Below are 19,755 nucleotides of genomic sequence, written 5' to 3' on the forward strand. Positions count from 1 at the left end.
GTTTTTAGTATTCACCACGCTTGATGGTTGATTGATCGCGAATGCAATGTGTCTAAACCTATTCTATTCATTCATACTGCACCGCCATGTAAATCTTTATTTACGCTGTGGCTCGTCAGCCCACCGTGCATAACTCTTCGTGCTTTTCAACAAAACGCCCGCTTGTTTTGCAGCGACGCCACTATAGTCCTGAGAGAAACTATCTGAATTTTCATCAAAATTCGCACCTTCAAATAATGGGAAAGTTCCGGCTTTTTTCTGAATCACCACATCATCAATCATCCAGCCGCGGAAACCATTATAAAGTTCATCGACCGTTCTAAATTGGAATTTCAGCTGAACATTGGCCTTGCCTGCATATTCATCTAATGAAATTGCTTCTTGCTGAACAGCAGCCGGTGCGAGGTTAAAGCCTAAATTACTGTATGGAATAGGCGCGCGCTCATATTCAGAAGATGGATCTGCCAGCGGGTTTAATCGAGCCAAAGTCTTAAAACTGTTACCGCCGTCGGTAGAAACTAAAATATTCATCAAATCATACCCCTGATTATTTGGATTGACTGACTCAATTTCCCACCATGTTTTAAAGCTTAAACTCAAAGGCGCCTGATACTGGCTTAGATTAATCACAGGTGAAATCAATTCTCCCCTATTGTCATGCTGCGAGGTGCCGCCATCAAACTCTGGAGCCGTAGATGAATCACTTAAAGCACCAATAAAGTTACCATTTACTTTGTCACCATACCAATATGCCGTATTACCTTGCAGTGGCTCAGGTACCTTGCCTTGACTTTGGTCATTTGGCGCTAAGCGCACACGCTGATTCACTTGATTATTACGAATATTGTGACCTTTGTTTAGCAGCTGCCAATCGACATTCGCCACACTTGGCTGTGAGCTTGTCCATGCATTGCGAGTAGTAGAGTCCGCTTCAAAAGTTTCACGCCATACCGCATCTGCAGATGCCGTTTCAGGCAGCACTTCAAATTGATAGCCCGATGCAGAAGAAGCAATGACCGTAACTTTTTTTGTCATGGTATTAGTTCCTGCACTGCTAATAGTGAGCGTGGCATTTTTCAATGCTTCAAGCAGCGTATTGGACACGTTAAATGAAAGCGTGAAATAACCATTAGCATCGGTAATTGCACTGACAAATGCACCATTGGTCGCAGCACCGCCAGATAATGCGACTTGCGCATTCGCTAAAGGCTTTCCTTTATAAATGACCTGACCAGACAACGTACCGACTACTGCATCATTGACAGGTGCATCACTTAAGGTCTGACAGTCTTGGTCTAAGCAGTTGAGGACCACATTCAACACAATGCTCTTATTGGTATTTTTAGGATGGATCAAGAATGCCGAAACTGCAGACTGTCCATTTTTAGTGACCAAAACATAATATGTGCCTGCAGCCAATTTAGGCAGTTTAACGATGCCTTGAGCATTAGCAAGGTAACTTTGACCTTTAAAATGAGTCGCTGTCGGTAAACTATTGATCGGTGGAAATAGCTGTTCAGAATCATCTGCTGTACTTGCATTTGTTGCTGTTTTCAGACTGCCTGCTTGTACCTTCTTCCACTCTTCGTCACTTAAAATCTGAATCGACGCAGCATTTAAGGTAAGGTTATTCACATCCAACAGCGTCAGCTCTTCTACACTTTTTTGAACCATAGCCTCGGCAACTGGCTCTGATGGTACTGGTAAGTTTCCTGTTTCATCACTGCCACTACCGCCACATGCTGTTAAACCTAAGACACCCGTGACCATCATTATTTTTACAAATGCTCTATTTTGCATCTATTCTGCCCTCTGGATTTTCTATTTTAAAATTTTTATCTCTACTTAGAACTTTGACAGCCCAAACACACTGGTCAATATTCCAGCAAAACAATACCCAATTTCCACCAAATGCGCAAATTTCACATTTTATATTTTTATAGTTTTTTTCTCTATTTTTTTAGTTAATCTATAGCCAAATGGGCTTTGTTGCACAAAGATTTGAAAGATAAAGCACCCAGAAATGAACCAAATTTAAGGCGTAACTTGGGTAAGTGCTCTACCTAATTGCTTACATCTGTTGAGGACTGCTACACGTGCATGCATCTTAGTTTCAACCCAACTGCGCCGATGATAGCCTGATCATTTTTCCATAGTGTCCTACCTGAGATTAACTGTTCGAAGTCATTCATCTCGCTCTAGCGAGCTGCTCTTTGTATCTTTGTATGCTTTCGCATTTTTTCTAGGTGGAATCACCGCATGCGCTTGCCAATCTGCAATGACCTGGGGTCATTGCTTGGTGTCATAAGCTCCATCGGTATAAATAGAATCAATCTGCTCATCTTGTGGAATCTGATCAGGTAAATCACCAAGTACAAGTAGCTGTGAATCACTGACATGATGGGTAGGAGCTGAATAGTGCATATTTACAGAGTTTTAGTATCCCTTGCGTTCGGTCTGACCGTATTAACCGCGGCCTATGCACTTGGGCACATTTCAGGTGGTCAATTTAACCCTGCAGTCAGTATTGGTTTGTGGGCAGGTGGACGTTTTGAAGCCAAAGAACTCGCACCGTATATTATTTCACAAATTATTGGTGCGACTCTGGCCGCACTGGTGTTGTATCTGATTGTACAGGGTCAGGCAGGTTTTGCAGGCACAGGCGGTTTCGCGACCAACGGTTATGGTGATTTATCTCCAGGAAAATATGCCCTCAGTTCAGTATTATTGATTGAAGTGGTACTCACTGCTGGCTTTTTGATGGTGATTATGGGTGCAACCGCCAAACGTGCACCTGCAGGTTTTGCTCCAATTGCAATTGGTTTGGCACTGACCTTAATCCATCTGATCAGTATTCCTGTAACCAATACTTCCGTGAACCCTGCACGTAGTACAGGTGTGGCGTTCTTTGCTGAAACTGCAGCACTCAGCCAGCTTTGGGCTTTCTGGGTTGCACCGATTGTAGGTGCGGTGATTGGTGCGGTGCTGTATCGCGCTATGGCAAAAGCTGAAGACTGATCTTCAAAACTTTAAATCCACAGCTTTTCAAGATGTCTGGGATTTATCTAAAAACACACAAAACAACAAAGCCCGTTCAAGCGTTTGAGCGGGCTTTTTAATGGCTTAGATGAGCAGATTAAAGTAGATTTAATATCTTGAGATGGCATCCATTATAAAAATGGATTTTCAATTTCACCCGCTTCGGGACGATCTAACTTTTCAGGCAGATTCGGAGTCTGCTCCAAAGTTGCAACAACTTCATTCAAAAAAGCCTGTAGTGCTTTGGCTGCCTGTAAACCCGCCTGATCTTTGCTGATTTGCAAATTGCCATACACATTGATGCAATCTAAATCATTTTCTAAGGTTAAGTCATGAATCGCATGTGATTCAGTCCCATTTTGAAACGGTTTAAACATTGAATTCACCTTAGCATGAAGGATGCAATATCCATCATCTTAACCCAGTTTAAGATTTCAACAACTGTAAAATATATTGCAATAAAGCTTCAATCAATTGCTTCACAATTGCATCTTGGGTATCTGCATCAATGCTAGCACCCGATGCAGGACTACTGCCTGAGCGTTTAAATTCGGTTTGCAAGGCTTGTAATTGCTCAGCAGATACATCTTCTGCGCACTGGCTTTCTGCATCCCAATGTGAGTAGGCAATCGGTGTATTGGCTTTTACAGCATTTGCAGTCAAAGGCAATTTATAGGTATTGCGCTTTTGTTCTTCACTTAATTGTGGGAATAAATTAATGCCCAACTGTTCTTCTAAATAGCAGACACTCACCACTTGCACCTGTAACGAGTCGTTATTGGGCGCGTAATAAGCCCCTATCGCGCCTGTTTTGGGCATATACACAGCTTTATACACCGCAGTCGGCACAATAACGCCCTGCCCAATGGTTTTTAGACGCTTGGCATTAAAACTTGGCCCCGTAATCACATACACATCTTGCTTTTGCTTAGTCACCACCGCTCGGGTGGCTTCTTCAAGTTCACGCCAGACCTGCTGATTATTTTTAGGGGCTTGCGGCACCATATTTGCCAAAGAAAAACTGTCAAACTGGGCTGCCAAGTTGGTCATGTCGGCATTCGGTGCCATGTGTCCACGGTCATAACCCGAACCACGATAATCCAGCAAAGTCGCACGATGCTCGGCTTTGACGCGCGGTTCTTCGTGAAAGTTATCTTCACGTGGAATCCGCTGACTCAAACGCGCTGGTGTTAAGGCTTCTGCCACCCATAACGGGGTTTTGGATACCCCTGAATACATCACATTAAAGTCATTAAAACACAGCGGATAGCTGTCTTTTTGCAGGCTATTTTTCAGTAAATAGGGCGGCGTTTCTCGATAGAACTGGGTTAGGCAAGCACTATTTCCTGAACTCGGCACCAGTGAAGTCCACTGGCTAATTTTTTCTTGACCAAAAGCAATCACAAAACTCCCTGTTGCCACTACACCGAGTAGCACTTTCAAGCTGTTTTGATTGAAAATTTGAGTCCAAATGTTGTTGGAATTGCGCCGTTTTCTTGCCATAACCGTTACTGTGACTTCGCTCTAAATCCGCAGAGTTTGCCCGAGCTTAACAATCCACTCACAGCTTGTATATGAAGCACCTCTTGTTCGTCTAACAATTAAACAAAACCCGCGCCATAACACCACAAAAGCCATACACAGCCTGAGTTTTAAGCACTTTTGACATCAGTCTAGATCAAGTTTGGTAGATTTGATTGCATCCGTTTTAGCGAATCTGCCAAGCTAAATACACCTTAAAGACATCGCTCAGCGACACCCAAGCGCATTGCGCTGCTCTAGCTGGATGTCATTGACGATTTAAATTGGTTTTAACTTTATTTTTGCGATTTTTGATGGAGAAATACATGCGTTTTCATCTTTTTGCTTGTGCTTTGGTTGGTAGCAGTATCAGCATTTCTGCCTTTGCCGAACCACCCATTCAAGCAGGTGATACTTTAGAAAGTTTATCTAAAGTCAAAATAAGCACCACGATTAATGGGCAAGCAGGCTCACTACAAGAATTAATCGCCAATGGTCAGATACGCATTGTACCGAGTACAGATACAAACTTAACAAGTCCAGCAGAAAATATAGCGCAACAGCCTGCAAACCAAATTTCAGCCGAACAAGCCAATCTGGCTCAAGACAATGTACCGATGACGATGCCTGTCGGGACTGAATCCGAACTGCAACACGCAGCGCAGGCAGAGCAAGTGAGCGAACAACACATACAAGCCACCTCTGCGCCATTATTGTCATCTTCAGCCGATTTACCTGTAAATGCTGGCGATGATGTGGATGTCACCGCAGAAGCGCTAAATGCTGCACCACAAAACCCTGCTGCATCTGAACAAGCAGCAGTCAATCTGCCCACGACTGAACGGCTTGAAACCACAGCACCTGCGGCACAGGGCGCAGATGTAAACGATATAGATTTAAGCCATCTACAACCAAGTGATACGGAACAATAAGATCTGTTTAAGACCAATCTTGAGCTAAAAATAAAAAACCAGCACTTTATAATGCTGGTTTTTTAAAATCTATTGAGCAGTTTTTAAATTTCGATTTGACTACCCAATTCCACCACACGGTTGGTTGGAATTTGATAGAAATCACTCACAGGACTGGTATTGCGCTGCATTGAAATAAACAGTTTTTCACGCCACGGTGACATGCCATCGCCCACCGTATGCACAATTCGATCACGCGAAATAAAGAAGCTCATTTGCATCATATCGAATTCAAACTCAAGCTGTTCATAGGCTTGTTTCAAGGCATTTGGAATATTTGGCTGATCTTTAAAACCGTAATACATGGTAATTCGATAAAAACGATCATCCAGTTTTTCGACTTGAATCCGATCTTGCTGCGCCACAAATGGAATATCACGCGTGATGACCGTTACCATGATATTGCGTTCATGTAAGACCTTGTTGTGCTTAATATTATGCAACATGGCATGTGGCACAATGTTAGGCGTACCTGTCAAGAAAATCGCATCGCCAGGGACAAATTTGGTTTCATTGCCCATACTAATACTGTGAATGAATAGGTCTATCGGCAAGGCATCTTTTTCCAAACGATTGAAAACCAATGCACGACCATCTTTCCACGTCATTAAAATGGTATACATGATGGCGCCAATTAAAATTGGCACCCATCCCCCTGACACAATTTTGAGCGAGGTCGAAGCCACAAAAATTAAATCTAGGGTTAAAAATGGCACTGCAAAAAGGGCAACTTTCCACATCGGCCAACGCCAAAAACCATAGGCCAGCACTGAAATTAAAATCGTGCCACACAGCATGGTCATGGTCACTGCCACGCCATAAGCACTGGCAAGTCTGGCACTATTTTCAAATAATAAAATTAAGATAAGCACCGAAATAAATAAGGCCCAGTTAATGAATGGCAAATAGATTTGACCACGTTCAACATCGGACGTGTGACGTACAGTCAGGCGTGGTAAATAACGCAATTGAATGGCCTGATTGACCATTGAAAATACCCCTGTGATCACCGCTTGAGAAGCGATCACCGCTGCAGCTGTGGCTAAACCAATCATCGGGTACAAGCCCCATTCAGGCACCAACATATAGAACGGATTTTCAATCGCTGCAGGGTTACGTAGCAATAATGCCCCTTGTCCTGCGTAATTCAATAACAAGCAAGGTAAGACAATCAAAAACCACGCGAGGCGAATAGGCATCCGCCCAAAATGCCCCATATCGGCATAGAGTGCTTCGCCACCAGTCATGGTCAAAATCACCGCACCCATGGTGAGAAATGCAACAAAGGGTTGCTCTACTACAAAGTTAAACGCCCAGTGTGGACTGACCATGGCCAATACAAACGGGGTTTGGATGATACTGAACAGCCCTGCGCCACCAATTGCTAAAAACCACAGCAAAGTCAGTGGGCCAAAAAATTTGCCCATAGTGCCTGTACCATGACGCTGCACAATGAACAGTCCTGCCAAAATACCAATGGAGAGCGGTACGAGCCATTGATTAAAGATAGGCGTGGCAATACTTAGTCCTTCAATGGCAGACAATACTGAAATGGCGGGGGTGATAATGCCATCGCCAAAGAACAGGGATGCACCAATAAAGCCAAGTGCGATCAGGAAGATTTTTTTGTCTTCGGCAATACGGGTGGTGCGCAGGTTCAATGCCAATAATGACATGATCCCGCCTTCGCCATTGTTATCGGCACGCATAATAATGGTGACGTATTTGAAGCTGATGGTGAGCATCATGCACCAGAAAATTAGGGATAAAATTCCCAATACACTGGCTTGGGTAATTGCAAGATGCGCCGTTAAAAAAGTTTGTCTGAAGGCATACAGAGGACTGGTTCCGATATCCCCAAATACAACTCCGAGTGCAGCCAAGGTAATGACGGGTAAGGCTGCTTTTTTTGCAGTACTTTGCATAGGTGTCTTCGATTTAGACGGTATTTTTGAGAATCATAGCACTACGCTGAAAGTTTTTCTCTAAATCAAATTTTTCAACTTGGCTTTGTACTATTTTTTGGTTATTATCCACCGCCTATGGTGAAGTGTCCGAGTGGCTGAAGGAGCACGCCTGGAAAGTGTGTATACGTTAATAGCGTATCGAGGGTTCGAATCCCTCTTTCACCGCCAAATTAGTTGTTTACGGTATTATCCCGTAGTTTTAAGGGCTTGAATCTAAAGGGTTTAGGCCTTTTTTATGTTTAATGCAATCCACTTTATCTATTGCAAGCTTGATCTAGTTGGGGTTATAACTAGGGGTATAATAAATTACCCCCAAAACTATACCCCCAATTCTGTGGAATCATTGCAATGCTTACAGATGCTCAAGTCAGAAAAATAAAACCATCGGAAAAGAAAGCCAAATAATTACCTATGATCGAAATCTAGCACATATCACGGCTGGCGGGCTTGGTTATCGTGAATTCTAAAAGTTGAACCCATATAGGGGAAAGCCCCCTACTCACTTAGGTATGATTTATTCAAATCACCATTCATCTATTACTATTAAAACATATTCGTCCTTCTATGTATTTCTTATTAGTGGCGGGTTTTCCCGCTGCGGACAACTTCACACTATTGGATTTATGGGTACAGATACAATCAAAGCCTAAGAATCTGAAAGAACCATATCGCCTGCATTAGACTGATAGCTATTCAGCTCATGTTGATTTTTACCCATTTTATCGACATGACAACCTGAATATGTTTATGTCATCGACATGACAACTCTCTCATGTCGATTTTTGTCAGTTTTATCGACATGAAAGCCTGAATATGTTTATGCCATACAGCTAAAGGAATAAGACAATATTCCTTTTAGGTTTTAAGCACATCAACAACCTGAACGCTAAATGTCACATCCTAAAGTGAATTAGCTTTCTAAAAAGGTCATTATCAACCAAACACCCAATAAAAAACCACTGCTCAATCTTCCAGATCAACACAGCGGTTTTAAACTCATCTTTTACAGATCAGTCACATCTTACATTTTCTTTTCTTCAATATTTAACGCATTGATTGCCAATACCGCCTGAGTACGATTTTGCACACCCAATTTACGGAAAATTGCGGTCACATGCGCTTTAATCGTCGCTTCAGAAACATCTAATTCATAGGCAATTTGCTTATTCAACAAACCTTCTGCCACCATCATCAATACACGGAATTGCTGTGGTGTTAAAGACTGAATACGTTCAGCCAAAGCTGTTTCATCTGCAGCGCGAGGGTCAAAGTTAACATTCGCAGCCAAGTTTGGCGGCAACCAAATCTCACCTTCTAAAACTTGACGAATTGCTTCGCCAATATGGCTCGGATGTGCCGATTTTGGGATATAACCCATCGCCCCATGCGCAATTGAACGTTGAATAATCGATGCTTCTTCGTGAGCGGACACCACAATAATTGGGATAGATGGATATTGCGCACGCACATGCACCAATGCAGAAAAGCCCGATGCCCCTGGTAAATTCAAGTCCAATAAAACAAGATCAGGCTCAGGTCCATTTTCCAAACGTTCGTACAATTCATTCACTGCAGCAGTTTCATGAATTTGAGCTTGCGGTAAGCTATAACGAACCGCCTGAATTAAGGCATGGCGAAACAGCGGATGATCATCAACGATTAATATATTCATAACAGACGTGAGAGATCTTGGGCACAGTTGTTATATTCTAACCATACAAAGACAATTAAGGATATGCAAGACATGACTTTTTTGCATTTATTGTGCAATTAATCACAGAAAAGCGTTTATTTTTTATGTTTTCAGCGCTCAGTCAAAAAGGTTGATCATTTTGTGGATTTTTTAATCAGTTTTATTTTACAACCAAAACGCTCAAAACAAGATGTAATATGAAATAGAAAATATCCCAAGATAAGGGTTTATATCCGTACCGATTCAGACAAACTCAGCAACAAAGCAGGACAAGCGTTTGATATTACCCCAGGCATGGTCGCAACAGTCGATATTAAAACGGGTGAAAAAACGGTGTTGGATTATCTGATCAAACCATTCAACAAAGCCAAAGAAGCCTTACGTGAGCGCTAAACAGAAATTCGCTTATACCTGAATTTAATGAATTATCTCATCTCTGATTCTTGCCTTCTCCCAAAACCCAACTGGGCTCAAGTGAAGGCGAGAATGAGGGCGATAATATCCTATGCCCTCTACAGTTTTATTTTTCACAGATTTTGCATTTCATCTTAATTGCCTAAACAATCTACAGCAACGCAGCAAATCCTCCTTTTCACCTCTTTCCAAGCCTGATGACACTGTGTATAACCATAAGTCACGCAATGAAAATGATAAGCATAGGCAAAACAGGTAAAAAACCGTTAGACTATGCATCTCTCTCATTCAATGTCGTTTCAGACAAATAAGAAGGTGAAGGTTGATGCCGCTCAATACTGTCGAAGAGCTTGTAGCAGATATCCGTGCAGGAAAAATGGTCATCCTCATGGATGATGAAGATCGTGAAAATGAAGGTGATTTAGTCATTGCCGCAACCCACGTTCGCCCTGAAGATATCAACTTCATGATCACACACGCGCGTGGTCTTGTTTGCTTAACCTTAAGTCGTGACCGTTGCCAGCAATTAAACCTACCGTTAATGGTTGATGCCAATGGTGCACAACACGGTACGAACTTTACTTTGTCGATTGAAGCTGCTGAAGGCATTACCACGGGTATTTCTGCCGCAGAACGTGCGCATACCATTCAAACCGCTGTCGCTGCACATGCCAAGCCTGCCGATATTGTTCAGCCTGGGCATATTTTCCCACTCATGGCACAGCCAGGTGGTGTATTGCACCGTGCAGGACATACCGAAGCAGGTTGTGATCTTGCCCGTTTGGCAGGTTTAGAGCCTGCATCGGTAATTTGTGAAATCATCAATGAAGACGGCACGATGGCGCGTCGTCCAGATTTAGAAATTTTTGCTGAAAAGCACGGGTTAAAAATTGGTACTATTGCCGATTTAATCCACTATCGCATGACCAATGAACAAACTGTAGAGCGTTTGGATCAGCAAAGCATCGACACCGAATATGGTACTTTTGACTTATATCGCTACCGTGAACTGGGGAACCCAGACATTCACTTGGCATTGGTCAAAGGCGAGCCGAAAGAAGGCGTTACCACAGTACGTGTGCATGGTTTTAATCCAACCCGTGATTTGCTGAAGCTGAAAAAAGCAGATGGTTCGGCAACTTGGAATTTAGACCGTGCTTTAAAAGAAATTGCCAACAGTGAACGTAGTGTTTTGGTCTGGATTGGTCAAGCTCAATTGCAAGACTTGGGCCCTGCCCTAGACAGCCTTAAAACCCCGAAACAAGGCAAAGCCAATGCTGCATTGTCACAGCAATACCAAACCATTGGCGTGGGTGCACAAATTTTACGTGATTTAGGCGTTGAAAAAATGAAGCTACTCAGCTCACCATTACGTTTCAATGCTTTATCAGGCTTTAACTTAGAAGTGGTGGAATATATCACCGCAGATCCAACATCAGAGAAATAATCGAGGTTGCTATGGCAATTCGCCGTATTGAAGGTTTATTACATCTCGCTAGCGAAGGCCGTTATGCGATTTTAGTCGGTCGTTTTAATAGTTTTGTGGTTGAGCATTTGCTTGATGGCGCAATTGACACATTGAAACGTCATGGCGTATCAGAGGATAATATCACCGTTGTTCATGCACCAGGCGCTTGGGAACTTCCTGTTGTGGCTAAAAAATTAGCTGCATCGAATGGTTATGATGCCATTATTGCACTCGGCGCAGTGATTCGCGGTAGCACTCCACACTTTGACTTTGTTGCAGGCGAATGTGCCAAAGGCTTAGGTGTGGTTGGTTTAGATACTGGCTTACCTGTGATTAACGGTGTATTGACTACGGATAGTATTGAACAAGCAATTGAACGCTCTGGAACAAAAGCAGGTAATAAAGGAAGTGAAGCTGCCTTAACTGCAATTGAAATGGTTAACTTGTTAAAGGCTATTTAACGCTATGTCGCAAACACTTCAAGCAACTTATGCAGCAAAACGTAAAGCACGTCGTTTTGCTGTGCAAGGTATTTATGAATGGCAGATGAGCCACAATCCAGTACATGAAATTGAAGCACGTACCCGTGTGGAAAATGCCATGCACAAAGTGGATCTCGGCTATTATCATGAATTGTTGACTCAAGTGGTTGCCAATCATGAAGCATTGGATGCATTACTGGTGCCTGTTCTTGATCGTGACATTCAAGCACTCGATGGTGTTGAACTCGCCACCTTACGTTTAGGTGCTTATGAGTTAGAACAACATCTGGAAATTCCATACCGTGTCGTACTGGATGAAGCGATTGAACTGGCCAAACACTTTGGCGGTGCAGACAGCCATAAATACATCAATGGTGTATTAGACCGTCTTGCCAACAGCTTGCGTGCAGAAGAAAAGCAACAAAGCAACTAATTCAAAGTATTGAGTCGATTGTTGTATGGCTGAGTTTTCTATTATTGAGACCTATTTCAACAGACCGCATCCCGATGCTGTCGATTTAGGTGTCGGTGATGACTCAGCCTTGCTTACACCTCCACCCCAACAACAGTTGGTGATTTGTGCTGACACGCTGATTGCAGGACGACACTTTCCCCTCGACACCTCCCCGCATGCCATTGGCTGGAAAGCCGTCGCAGTAAATTTATCGGATATTGCGGCGATGGGTGCAACTCCGCACAGTATTTTATTGGCCTTGAGCCTACCCCAAATTGATCACGACTGGCTAAAAGGCTTTAGTCAGGGTTTACACGATTGTTGCGATCAATTTGGCGTGCGCTTAATTGGTGGCGACACGACTCAGAGTCCACATCTAACCATTACTGTTACCGCACTTGGCTGGATTGAACACGAGCAAGCCGTTGCTCGTTCAGGTGCTCAAGTGGGCGATTACATTTGTGTCAGTGGACAAGTTGGTGATGCAGCCTTTGGGCTCGACCATCTTGAACACCCTTTAAAACAGCGTTTGGACTATCCAACACCACGCTGCCAACTTGGCCGACAGCTCAAAGGACTGGCTTCAAGCATGATTGATGTTTCAGATGGCCTAGCTCAAGATTTGGGACATATTCTGAAAGCCTCTCAGGTGGGCGGATGTATTGAACTCGATCAACTGCCTATAGACCCTGCTTTAACCGAATTACCACAACAAAAGCAGTGGCAATATGCTTTGGCAGGTGGCGATGACTATGAGTTATGCTTTACAATAAGCCCGCAAAATTATCAACAACTTTTGCAACAAACCTTAGATACCCCTATTCATATTATCGGTAAAATTAACAATCAAGACCGCTTAAGCTTTGAACAGAATGGCGTAGATCGTTCACTTCATTTTCATGGATACCAACACTTTGCACAAACCCGCGATTAATTTCAAAGCCATGTCTTGGACTGACCGACTGATTGTATGCTGTGGTGTTGGTTTCGGTTCAGGTCTACTACCTAAAGCGCCTGGTACTTTTGGCTCAGCCTTTGCCCTGCTGTTTATTCCAATCTGGTTCTTTCTTGGTTTTATTCCAAGCCTTTTTGCCATTGCCATCATGTCGCTAGTTGGCATATATATCTGTGGACGTACCGCACAAGTCATGGGCGTGCATGATGATGGGCGCATTGTCTGGGATGAGTTTGCAGGACAATCCATCACCTTCCTCCCCCTGATTTTTATTGATCAAATCAACTGGGTTTGGGTGATTGCAGGATTTGCCCTGTTCCGACTATTTGATGTGTGGAAACCATGGCCGATTCGCGTGATTGACCGTAAAGTCGAAGGCGGTTTTGGCATCATGCTGGACGATATTATTGCGGGTCTTTGGGCCGCATTATGTATTTATATTTATTTATCATTTATTTTGGTTTAGCCATCACTAGGATTCAATATGTCTACCACCGTGATTATTCTTGCAGCAGGTAAAGGTACGCGCATGCGTTCAAATTTACCCAAAGTATTACAACCCCTTGCAGGACGCCCGCTATTAGGTCACGTGATTGAAACCGCGAAAAAACTACAAGCAGATCATATTATTACCATTTACGGTCACGGCGGCGCATTGGTACAAAATGCCTTTACACATGAACAAATCCAATGGGTTGAACAAGCAGAACAATTGGGTACAGGCCATGCAGTAAAAGTCACCTTGCCTGTTTTACCACAAGACGGCGTATCTCTGATTTTATCGGGTGATGTGCCTTGTATTACAGAGCAGACTCTGCAAAAGCTGCTCGACGTTTCACGTGAAACGCAAATTGGCTTAGTCACACTCACGCTTGCCGATGCAACAGGCTATGGTCGTATTGTACGTGAAAACGGTAAAATTCAAGCAATTGTTGAACATAAAGATGCCTCTGAAGCACAGCGTCAAATTCAGGAAATTAACACCGGTATTTATTGCGTCAGCAATGCCAAATTACACGAGTGGCTACCTCAACTGAGCAATAACAATGCCCAAGGTGAATATTACCTGACCGATATTGTGGCGATGGCAATTGCCGATGGTTTAGAAGTTGCATCGGTAGAACCTCAACTGGCTTTTGAAGTAGAAGGCGTGAATGACCGTGTGCAATTGGCTGCATTAGAACGCGAGTTCCAGAACTTCCAAGCCAAGCAACTCATGCAACAAGGTGTGCATTTAATTGACCCAACCCGTTTTGATTTACGTGGTAATCTCACTGCAGGTAAAGACGTTCGCATTGATATTAACGTAATTATTGAAGGCGATTGCGAACTGGGTGATGGCGTAGAAATTGGTGCAGGTTGTATCCTCAAAAACACCAAAATTGCTGCGGGCACTAAAGTTCAGCCGTATAGCGTATTTGACCAAGCGGTTGTAGGTGAAGCTGCGCAAATTGGTCCATTCTCACGTTTACGTCCGGGTGCGGTATTGGCCAATGAAGTGCATATTGGCAACTTTGTTGAAGTGAAAAACAGTCAAATTGGTTTAGGCTCCAAAGCCAACCACTTTACCTACTTAGGTGATGCCGAAGTGGGTGCAGGCAGCAATATTGGTGCAGGTACGATTACTTGCAATTATGATGGTGCCAATAAATTTAAAACCATTATTGGTGACCAAGTCTTTATTGGTTCAAATAGTTCATTGGTTGCACCTGTCACCATTGCCAATGGTGCAACGGTAGGCGCAGGCTCGACCATTACCCGTGATGTTGCAGAACAGTGTTTAGCTGTGGAACGTTCTAAACAGTTCACTAAAGAAAATTATCAACGTCCACAGAAATTGAAAAAATAAGAGGAAGTTCCTATGTGCGGTATTGTCGGTGGCGTTGCAGAACGTAGTATTACCAATATCCTCATTGAAGGTTTAAAGCGTTTAGAATATCGCGGTTATGATTCCGCAGGTTTGGCATTGATTAGTCAAGGTCAGGTCTTGCGTGAGCGTCGTGTCGGTAAAGTAGCAAATCTTGAGCAAGCAGTACTAGATTCTCAAGTCACAGGTTCACTCGGTATTGCCCATACACGTTGGGCAACACATGGCAAACCGACAGAAAACAATGCACATCCGCATATTTCTGGCAATGTTGCTGTCGTACACAACGGTATTATCGAAAATTATCAAGAACTGAAAGATGAGCTAGAAGCTTTAGGCTATATGTTCAGCTCTCAAACGGATACTGAAGTGGTTGCGCACTTGGTCAACCATGCTCTTAAAACTGCACCGAATTTATTGGTTGCGGTACAGCAAGTCGTGCCTCAACTGAAAGGTGCTTATGCTCTGGGAATTATCCATACCGATTATCCAGATGAATTGATCACGGTACGTGAAGGTTCTCCTTTGGTGATTGGTGTCGGTATTGGCGAAAACTTTATCAGTTCAGACCAATTGGCGTTATTGCCGATCACCAACCGTTTTATGTATTTGGAAGAAGGTGATATCGCACGCTTAACTCGCGACAGCATTGAAGTTTTTGTAAACGGTCAAACGGTTGAACGCCCTGTAAAAGAGTTGGATGCAACTGTAAGCAATGCATCGAAGGGTGAATATAAACACTACATGCTCAAAGAAATTTATGAGCAGCCTGAAGCAATTCAACAAACCATTTCACAAGCATTGAATGGCAACGCTTTACGTGAAGATTTCCTGAAAGATGCCGAGCTTGATTTTGCCAAGATTCAACAGGTACAGATTATTGCCTGCGGTACCAGCTACCATGCAGGGATGATTGCAAAATACTGGTTTGAACAGCTAATTAACTTGCCATGTCATGTGGAAATTGCCAGCGAATACCGTTATCGCACCCCAGTCATTGTGAATAACACATTGTATGTGTGCATTTCACAATCTGGTGAAACTGCAGATACTTTAGCTGCTTTACGTGATACGCAAAAACGTGCTGCTGCAAAAGGCTTAAATATTAGCACCATGACCATTTGTAACGTGGCAACTTCATCTATGGTGCGTGAAACCAATCATAGTTTGTTGACACTCGCAGGCCCTGAAATTGGTGTGGCATCGACCAAAGCCTTTACGACACAATTGGCAGCATTAATGCTATTGGTGCTCAAAATTGGTCAGGTGAAAAATGCAATTGCAGCGACAGAAACAGCTGAAATTATTGCAGGCTTATGGCACACACCAAAAGTGATTTTAGATACTTTGCAAAATGATACGGCAATTTTACGTTTGTCTGAATTGTTTGTAGAGAAAAATCACTGCTTGTTCTTGGGTCGTGGCACACAATTCCCAATCGCCTTGGAAGGTGCTTTGAAACTGAAAGAAATTTCATATATTCACGCAGAAGGTTATGCTGCGGGTGAATTAAAGCACGGCCCATTGGCATTGGTAGATAATGATATGCCTGTGGTAATTTTAGCACCGCAAGATGACATGCTAGATAAACTGAAATCCAATATGGAAGAAGTACAGGCACGTGGTGGTGAGCTGTTTGTATTTGCAGATGAACACAGCGGCATTCCTGCAGATAAAGAACGCCAGCATGTGGTTTATGTACCACAGGTCAGCACGTTGCTTGCGCCAATTGTGTATAGTATTCCTGTGCAGTTGCTGTCTTACCACGTTGCAGTGTTACGTGGTACAGATGTCGACCAGCCTAGAAACCTAGCAAAAAGTGTAACTGTAGAATAATATTCATATTATTTAATGATTTAAATTTAATTTATTAATTTTAAATCAATCTCAATCCGCAGCCTGCTTGTTAAAAAACCAGCCTGCGGATTTTTTATGTCTCCATCTTTTCTAAACAGGTGCATTTAGCGCAAGACTCAGAACCTGTCTGATTCATACCGTTTGCTCGATCCCCAAAATACAAGTTTAAAGTCTATAGCAGAATGAATTTTTAAAAATGTTGCTTATTTATGCAAACAATACAGACGAATGCAAAAAATGATTGACCCGATTTTTGCATCATGTATTATACACCGCATGCGGGAATAGCTCAGTTGGTAGAGCACAACCTTGCCAAGGTTGGGGTCGCGAGTTCGAGTCTCGTTTCCCGCTCCAGAATTTTAAAAGCCTCAGTCGAAAGATTGGGGCTTTTTTTGTTGATTTTAAATAGTATTATTATCTATCAGAATTTCTGATACTTAAAAAAGCAAGTTAACAGAACATTACATTTAAAATTGGTGACCAAATGGTGACCAAAAAGTGACTCTATTTTTTTACGCGCTACTTTCTAAGTTGGCCGAATCTGTATGACCAAGCCCCTATCATGTAATTACACAAAAAATTATTGATTATCTATTTTATTATTCATCATCGGTATCTCTATTATTTGACTGCGCTAACAAATCATTAGTCCGCTCAAATATAAATAACTCCCCAACCTGTATATCTAAAAAATCACATACCCGATCAATAGTATCAAAATCTATTCGTGTCAAATCTCCATTATAAAGCTTATGCAATGTGGTTTTATTAATACCAGTACCACGGATAAGATCTGCTACCCTCATCCTTCTTTCAGCCAAAAGAGTTGGAAGTTTACAAATAATCACAATAAATTCCTCTAATCCGATTACTTTTTCATTGCATTTGAGCAATTTTAGAGTTAATTTATCTTCAAGGATGTAATTTATCTCCACATCCGATGAAGTTTTACAGGAATATCATTATGACATACACCTATATGACAGCCCAACAGTTGGCTGAAAAAATTCATTACGACCCACGTACCATCCGTAACCAACTTAAGGACAGTATTTTCCTTGAGGGCATTCATTACATCCGCCCATTCGGTGGACGCAAAATTTTGTTTGTATGGGAACGTATCGAAGAAGATATGTTGAAATTCACCAGCCTAGGGCTAACCACTTTGCAATAAGGAGTCCTGCATATGGCGAATATTCAAGAACGTTATGGAAAGCTCGTTGTCGACTTCCGCTATCAAGGTGTACGGTGCAGAGAAACAACCAATCTCGAAGATACGGCCCAAAACCGTAAACTTTTAAAGAAACGTTTAGAACAGCTTGAAGCAGAAATTACTTTAGGGACTTTCGAGTATGCAAAGTATTTTCCTAAAAGCAAACGAGTTGCACAGTTTAGTGAGATACAGCAACGTAAAGCTGTACTGAGCTCATCAACACCCCTATTTAAGGATTTTGCGCATATTTGGTTTGATGAGAAAAAAATTGAATGGCGCAGTTCCTACCAGGAAAAGGTACTGATTATTTTAAATAATTATTTGATCCCTGTATTAGGCCATCAGTGCTTAGATCAGATAAAGAAGCCAGACTTGCTTGAATTCCGTTCCTCTCTCGGCAAAGTGAATTACGGTTTAAAACAAGCAAGCCTGAAGGCATCCCGAATCAATCAGATCATGACACCTTTACGTATGATACTTAATGAAGCAGCGGAACGATACAACTTTGTTTCGCCTTATAAAAATATTAAGAATCTCAAGGAAAGTCGAATAGATGTTACACCTTTCACTTTGCAAGAAGTGCAAAGAATTTTATCGACAGTTCGTGAAGATTTTAGACCTTATTATACGGTTCGCTTCTTTACTGGCATGCGTACCAGCGAAATTGATGGATTACGATGGAAAAACGTCAATTTTCAACGTCGTGAAATCTATATCAAAGAAGCATTGGTCAACGGCGAACTTGGTGAAACTAAGACCTATGGCTCTGATCGGGTTATTCAAATGTCTGAGCGAGTTTACCAAGCTCTTTTAGATCAAAAGAACATGATCAAAAATCATTCCGAATTTGTTTTCTCTACACGTGAGGGCAAACCCCTAGACTATCGCTTGGTGAACCGTCGTGTATGGCACCCTCTTTTAAGATATTTAGGTCTACAAAGTCGTAGAGCTTACCAAACACGACATACAGCAGCGACATTGTGGCTCTCAGCTGGAGAAAACCCAGAGTGGATTGCAAAGCAATTGGGACATTCAACCACTGAAATGTTATTCCGTGTCTACAGCCGTTATGTTCCCAATATGACTCGTCGTGATGGCAGTGCTTTCGAGCTTATGTTGGAAAAACTGGATGAAATGGAGCTAACCCATGAATAAAGCATTCTTAGGTGGTGTAGTTGTTTCGATTGAAGCCGACTCAGTCGCCCGTGAGTTAATTTTAGAGTACCAAATTCCAAGACTGCATAACTTAGCTTTTATACTGAACATCAATAAGTGCTTTGATGATCATCAAGCTTTACGTCTGTGGGTACAAAAGCTTTATGAAGAAAACTGTATCCACAAAAATGATCTTTTGAACGAGGCACGTAAAAGGCTAATTGAAAATTTTCAATAATTGAGACGAGGTGACTATTTCGGTAGTCACTTTTTAAATGCCTTACCTTACCCAAGAAAAGAATAACATCGTAAAAACCTATTGGGGGATATTCCTGTCGGCAATACGCTATATCATACAGCGTTAGTAGCAGTGTAAAAAACCCCTAACGGCATTTTAAAACTGCCTCCTTGGTTAATATAGCGCTCGAATAGAACAACTCTTTAGAAGCATCAAGACTAAATAAACTTCTAAGCAGAAATATTGCTATGCCTTAGTCCTTATGATGTTAAAAATATTTAAATCTGCGTACAAGATTTATTAGCCACTAGACCATCCCCTCTTGAAAAGTTGAAGAAGTGTAAAATTCCGTCATATTTAAGGAGAACAACTTTTCACATGTTAGCAGTAATAATTGGATAATGAAGGATAACACTATACTTCATCATAATAATCATAGTCTTAAAATTATGAAATAGTCT

17 protein-coding genes, 2 tRNA genes and 3 pseudogenes are annotated in these 19,755 nt (G+C 42.2%); 15 read left to right on the forward strand and 7 right to left on the reverse strand.

Annotated elements, in window-relative coordinates; translation table 11 throughout:
- Window positions 1-96: 96 nt before the first annotated feature.
- Window positions 97-1,800, reverse strand: a complete 1,704-nt coding sequence (locus tag C3Y93_RS08490; RefSeq protein ID WP_158660396.1) for a carboxypeptidase regulatory-like domain-containing protein — start codon at window positions 1,798-1,800, stop codon at window positions 97-99.
- A gap of 234 nt (window positions 1,801-2,034) precedes the next feature.
- Window positions 2,035-2,406 (reverse strand): annotated as a pseudogene (locus C3Y93_RS08495) (transposase); the annotation flags it as partial.
- Window positions 2,407-2,439: 33 nt separating this feature from the next.
- Here C3Y93_RS08495 and aqpZ point away from each other — a divergent pair.
- Window positions 2,440-3,018 (forward strand): annotated as a pseudogene (aqpZ, locus tag C3Y93_RS08500) (aquaporin Z); the annotation flags it as partial.
- A gap of 152 nt (window positions 3,019-3,170) precedes the next feature.
- Here the strand turns inward: aqpZ and C3Y93_RS08505 are convergent.
- Both C3Y93_RS08505 and C3Y93_RS08510 read right to left on the reverse strand, forming a co-directional pair.
- Window positions 3,171-3,416: a hypothetical protein gene (locus tag C3Y93_RS08505; RefSeq protein ID WP_004974374.1), complete on the reverse strand. Its 246-nt coding sequence runs from the start codon at window positions 3,414-3,416 to the stop codon at window positions 3,171-3,173.
- A gap of 49 nt (window positions 3,417-3,465) precedes the next feature.
- Window positions 3,466-4,542, reverse strand: coding sequence for a DNA/RNA non-specific endonuclease (locus tag C3Y93_RS08510; protein WP_004974371.1), 1,077 nt, complete (start codon window positions 4,540-4,542; stop codon window positions 3,466-3,468).
- Window positions 4,543-4,886: 344 nt separating this feature from the next.
- On the opposite strand from C3Y93_RS08510, the gene C3Y93_RS08515 reads away from it, so the two are divergent.
- Complete coding sequence (locus tag C3Y93_RS08515; RefSeq protein ID WP_004974369.1) at window positions 4,887-5,492, forward strand: hypothetical protein; 606 nt, start codon at window positions 4,887-4,889, stop codon at window positions 5,490-5,492.
- Window positions 5,493-5,575: 83 nt separating this feature from the next.
- Here the strand turns inward: C3Y93_RS08515 and C3Y93_RS08520 are convergent, their stop codons facing one another.
- Window positions 5,576-7,456: a potassium transporter Kup gene (locus C3Y93_RS08520; RefSeq protein WP_104852671.1), complete on the reverse strand. Its 1,881-nt coding sequence runs from the start codon at window positions 7,454-7,456 to the stop codon at window positions 5,576-5,578.
- Between the two features lie 119 nt (window positions 7,457-7,575).
- On the opposite strand from C3Y93_RS08520, the gene C3Y93_RS08525 reads away from it, so the two are divergent.
- Window positions 7,576-7,666 (forward strand) — tRNA-Ser (locus C3Y93_RS08525).
- 853 nt (window positions 7,667-8,519) lie between these two features.
- On the opposite strand, the gene C3Y93_RS08530 is transcribed toward C3Y93_RS08525, so the two are convergent.
- Window positions 8,520-9,170 carry a response regulator gene (locus tag C3Y93_RS08530; RefSeq protein WP_004974358.1) on the reverse strand — a complete coding sequence of 217 codons (651 nt, stop codon included), beginning with the start codon at window positions 9,168-9,170 and terminating at the stop codon, window positions 8,520-8,522.
- Window positions 9,171-9,413: 243 nt separating this feature from the next.
- Here C3Y93_RS08530 and C3Y93_RS08535 point away from each other — a divergent pair.
- The 9 genes and pseudogenes from C3Y93_RS08535 to C3Y93_RS08575 all read left to right on the forward strand — a co-directional run.
- Window positions 9,414-9,584: pseudogene (locus C3Y93_RS08535) on the forward strand (secretion protein HlyD); the annotation flags it as partial.
- Between the two features lie 346 nt (window positions 9,585-9,930).
- The gene (gene ribBA / locus C3Y93_RS08540) at window positions 9,931-11,052 is read left to right on the forward strand and encodes a bifunctional 3,4-dihydroxy-2-butanone-4-phosphate synthase/GTP cyclohydrolase II (protein WP_104852672.1); all 1,122 of its coding nucleotides are present in this window, start codon (window positions 9,931-9,933) and stop codon (window positions 11,050-11,052) included.
- An 11-nt stretch (window positions 11,053-11,063) separates the two neighbouring features.
- Window positions 11,064-11,534: a 6,7-dimethyl-8-ribityllumazine synthase gene (ribE, locus tag C3Y93_RS08545; RefSeq protein WP_004974350.1), complete on the forward strand. Its 471-nt coding sequence runs from the start codon at window positions 11,064-11,066 to the stop codon at window positions 11,532-11,534.
- Between the two features lie 4 nt (window positions 11,535-11,538).
- Complete coding sequence (gene nusB, locus C3Y93_RS08550; RefSeq protein ID WP_104852673.1) at window positions 11,539-11,988, forward strand: transcription antitermination factor NusB; 450 nt, start codon at window positions 11,539-11,541, stop codon at window positions 11,986-11,988.
- Window positions 11,989-12,013: 25 nt separating this feature from the next.
- Entirely contained in the window at window positions 12,014-12,943 is a 930-nt protein-coding gene (thiL, locus tag C3Y93_RS08555) for a thiamine-phosphate kinase (RefSeq protein WP_104852674.1), read from the forward strand.
- Window positions 12,909-13,430 carry a phosphatidylglycerophosphatase A gene (locus tag C3Y93_RS08560; RefSeq protein WP_104852675.1) on the forward strand — a complete coding sequence of 174 codons (522 nt, stop codon included), beginning with the start codon at window positions 12,909-12,911 and terminating at the stop codon, window positions 13,428-13,430. The genes thiL and C3Y93_RS08560 overlap by 35 nt, the downstream gene beginning before the upstream one ends.
- 18 nt (window positions 13,431-13,448) lie before the next feature.
- A complete protein-coding gene (gene glmU / locus C3Y93_RS08565; RefSeq protein WP_104852676.1) occupies window positions 13,449-14,813 on the forward strand; it encodes a bifunctional UDP-N-acetylglucosamine diphosphorylase/glucosamine-1-phosphate N-acetyltransferase GlmU in 1,365 nt (454 codons plus the stop codon).
- Window positions 14,814-14,825: 12 nt separating this feature from the next.
- Entirely contained in the window at window positions 14,826-16,667 is a 1,842-nt protein-coding gene (gene glmS / locus C3Y93_RS08570) for a glutamine--fructose-6-phosphate transaminase (isomerizing) (RefSeq protein ID WP_104852677.1), read from the forward strand.
- A 299-nt stretch (window positions 16,668-16,966) separates the two neighbouring features.
- Window positions 16,967-17,042, forward strand: a tRNA-Gly gene (locus C3Y93_RS08575).
- Between the two features lie 245 nt (window positions 17,043-17,287).
- On the opposite strand, the gene C3Y93_RS08580 is transcribed toward C3Y93_RS08575, so the two are convergent.
- A complete protein-coding gene (locus C3Y93_RS08580) occupies window positions 17,288-17,536 on the reverse strand; it encodes a helix-turn-helix domain-containing protein (protein ID WP_004644833.1) in 249 nt (82 codons plus the stop codon).
- Window positions 17,537-17,652: 116 nt separating this feature from the next.
- Here C3Y93_RS08580 and C3Y93_RS08585 point away from each other — a divergent pair, with 116 nt between their 5' ends.
- From C3Y93_RS08585 to C3Y93_RS08595, 3 genes are read left to right on the forward strand one after another with little or no spacing between them, the layout of a single operon-like run.
- Complete coding sequence (locus C3Y93_RS08585; protein ID WP_004644831.1) at window positions 17,653-17,862, forward strand: hypothetical protein; 210 nt, start codon at window positions 17,653-17,655, stop codon at window positions 17,860-17,862.
- 12 nt (window positions 17,863-17,874) lie between these two features.
- Entirely contained in the window at window positions 17,875-19,056 is a 1,182-nt protein-coding gene (locus tag C3Y93_RS08590; protein ID WP_104852678.1) for an Arm DNA-binding domain-containing protein, read from the forward strand.
- On the forward strand, window positions 19,049-19,294 hold the full coding sequence (locus C3Y93_RS08595; protein WP_104852679.1) for a hypothetical protein: 246 nt from the start codon (window positions 19,049-19,051) through the stop codon (window positions 19,292-19,294). The genes C3Y93_RS08590 and C3Y93_RS08595 overlap by 8 nt, the downstream gene beginning before the upstream one ends.
- Window positions 19,295-19,755: the final 461 nt, after the last annotated feature.

Origin of the sequence: Acinetobacter sp. SWBY1 (assembly GCF_002946595.1) — a bacterium.
Classification (GTDB): Bacteria; Pseudomonadota; Gammaproteobacteria; order Pseudomonadales; family Moraxellaceae; genus Acinetobacter; species Acinetobacter towneri.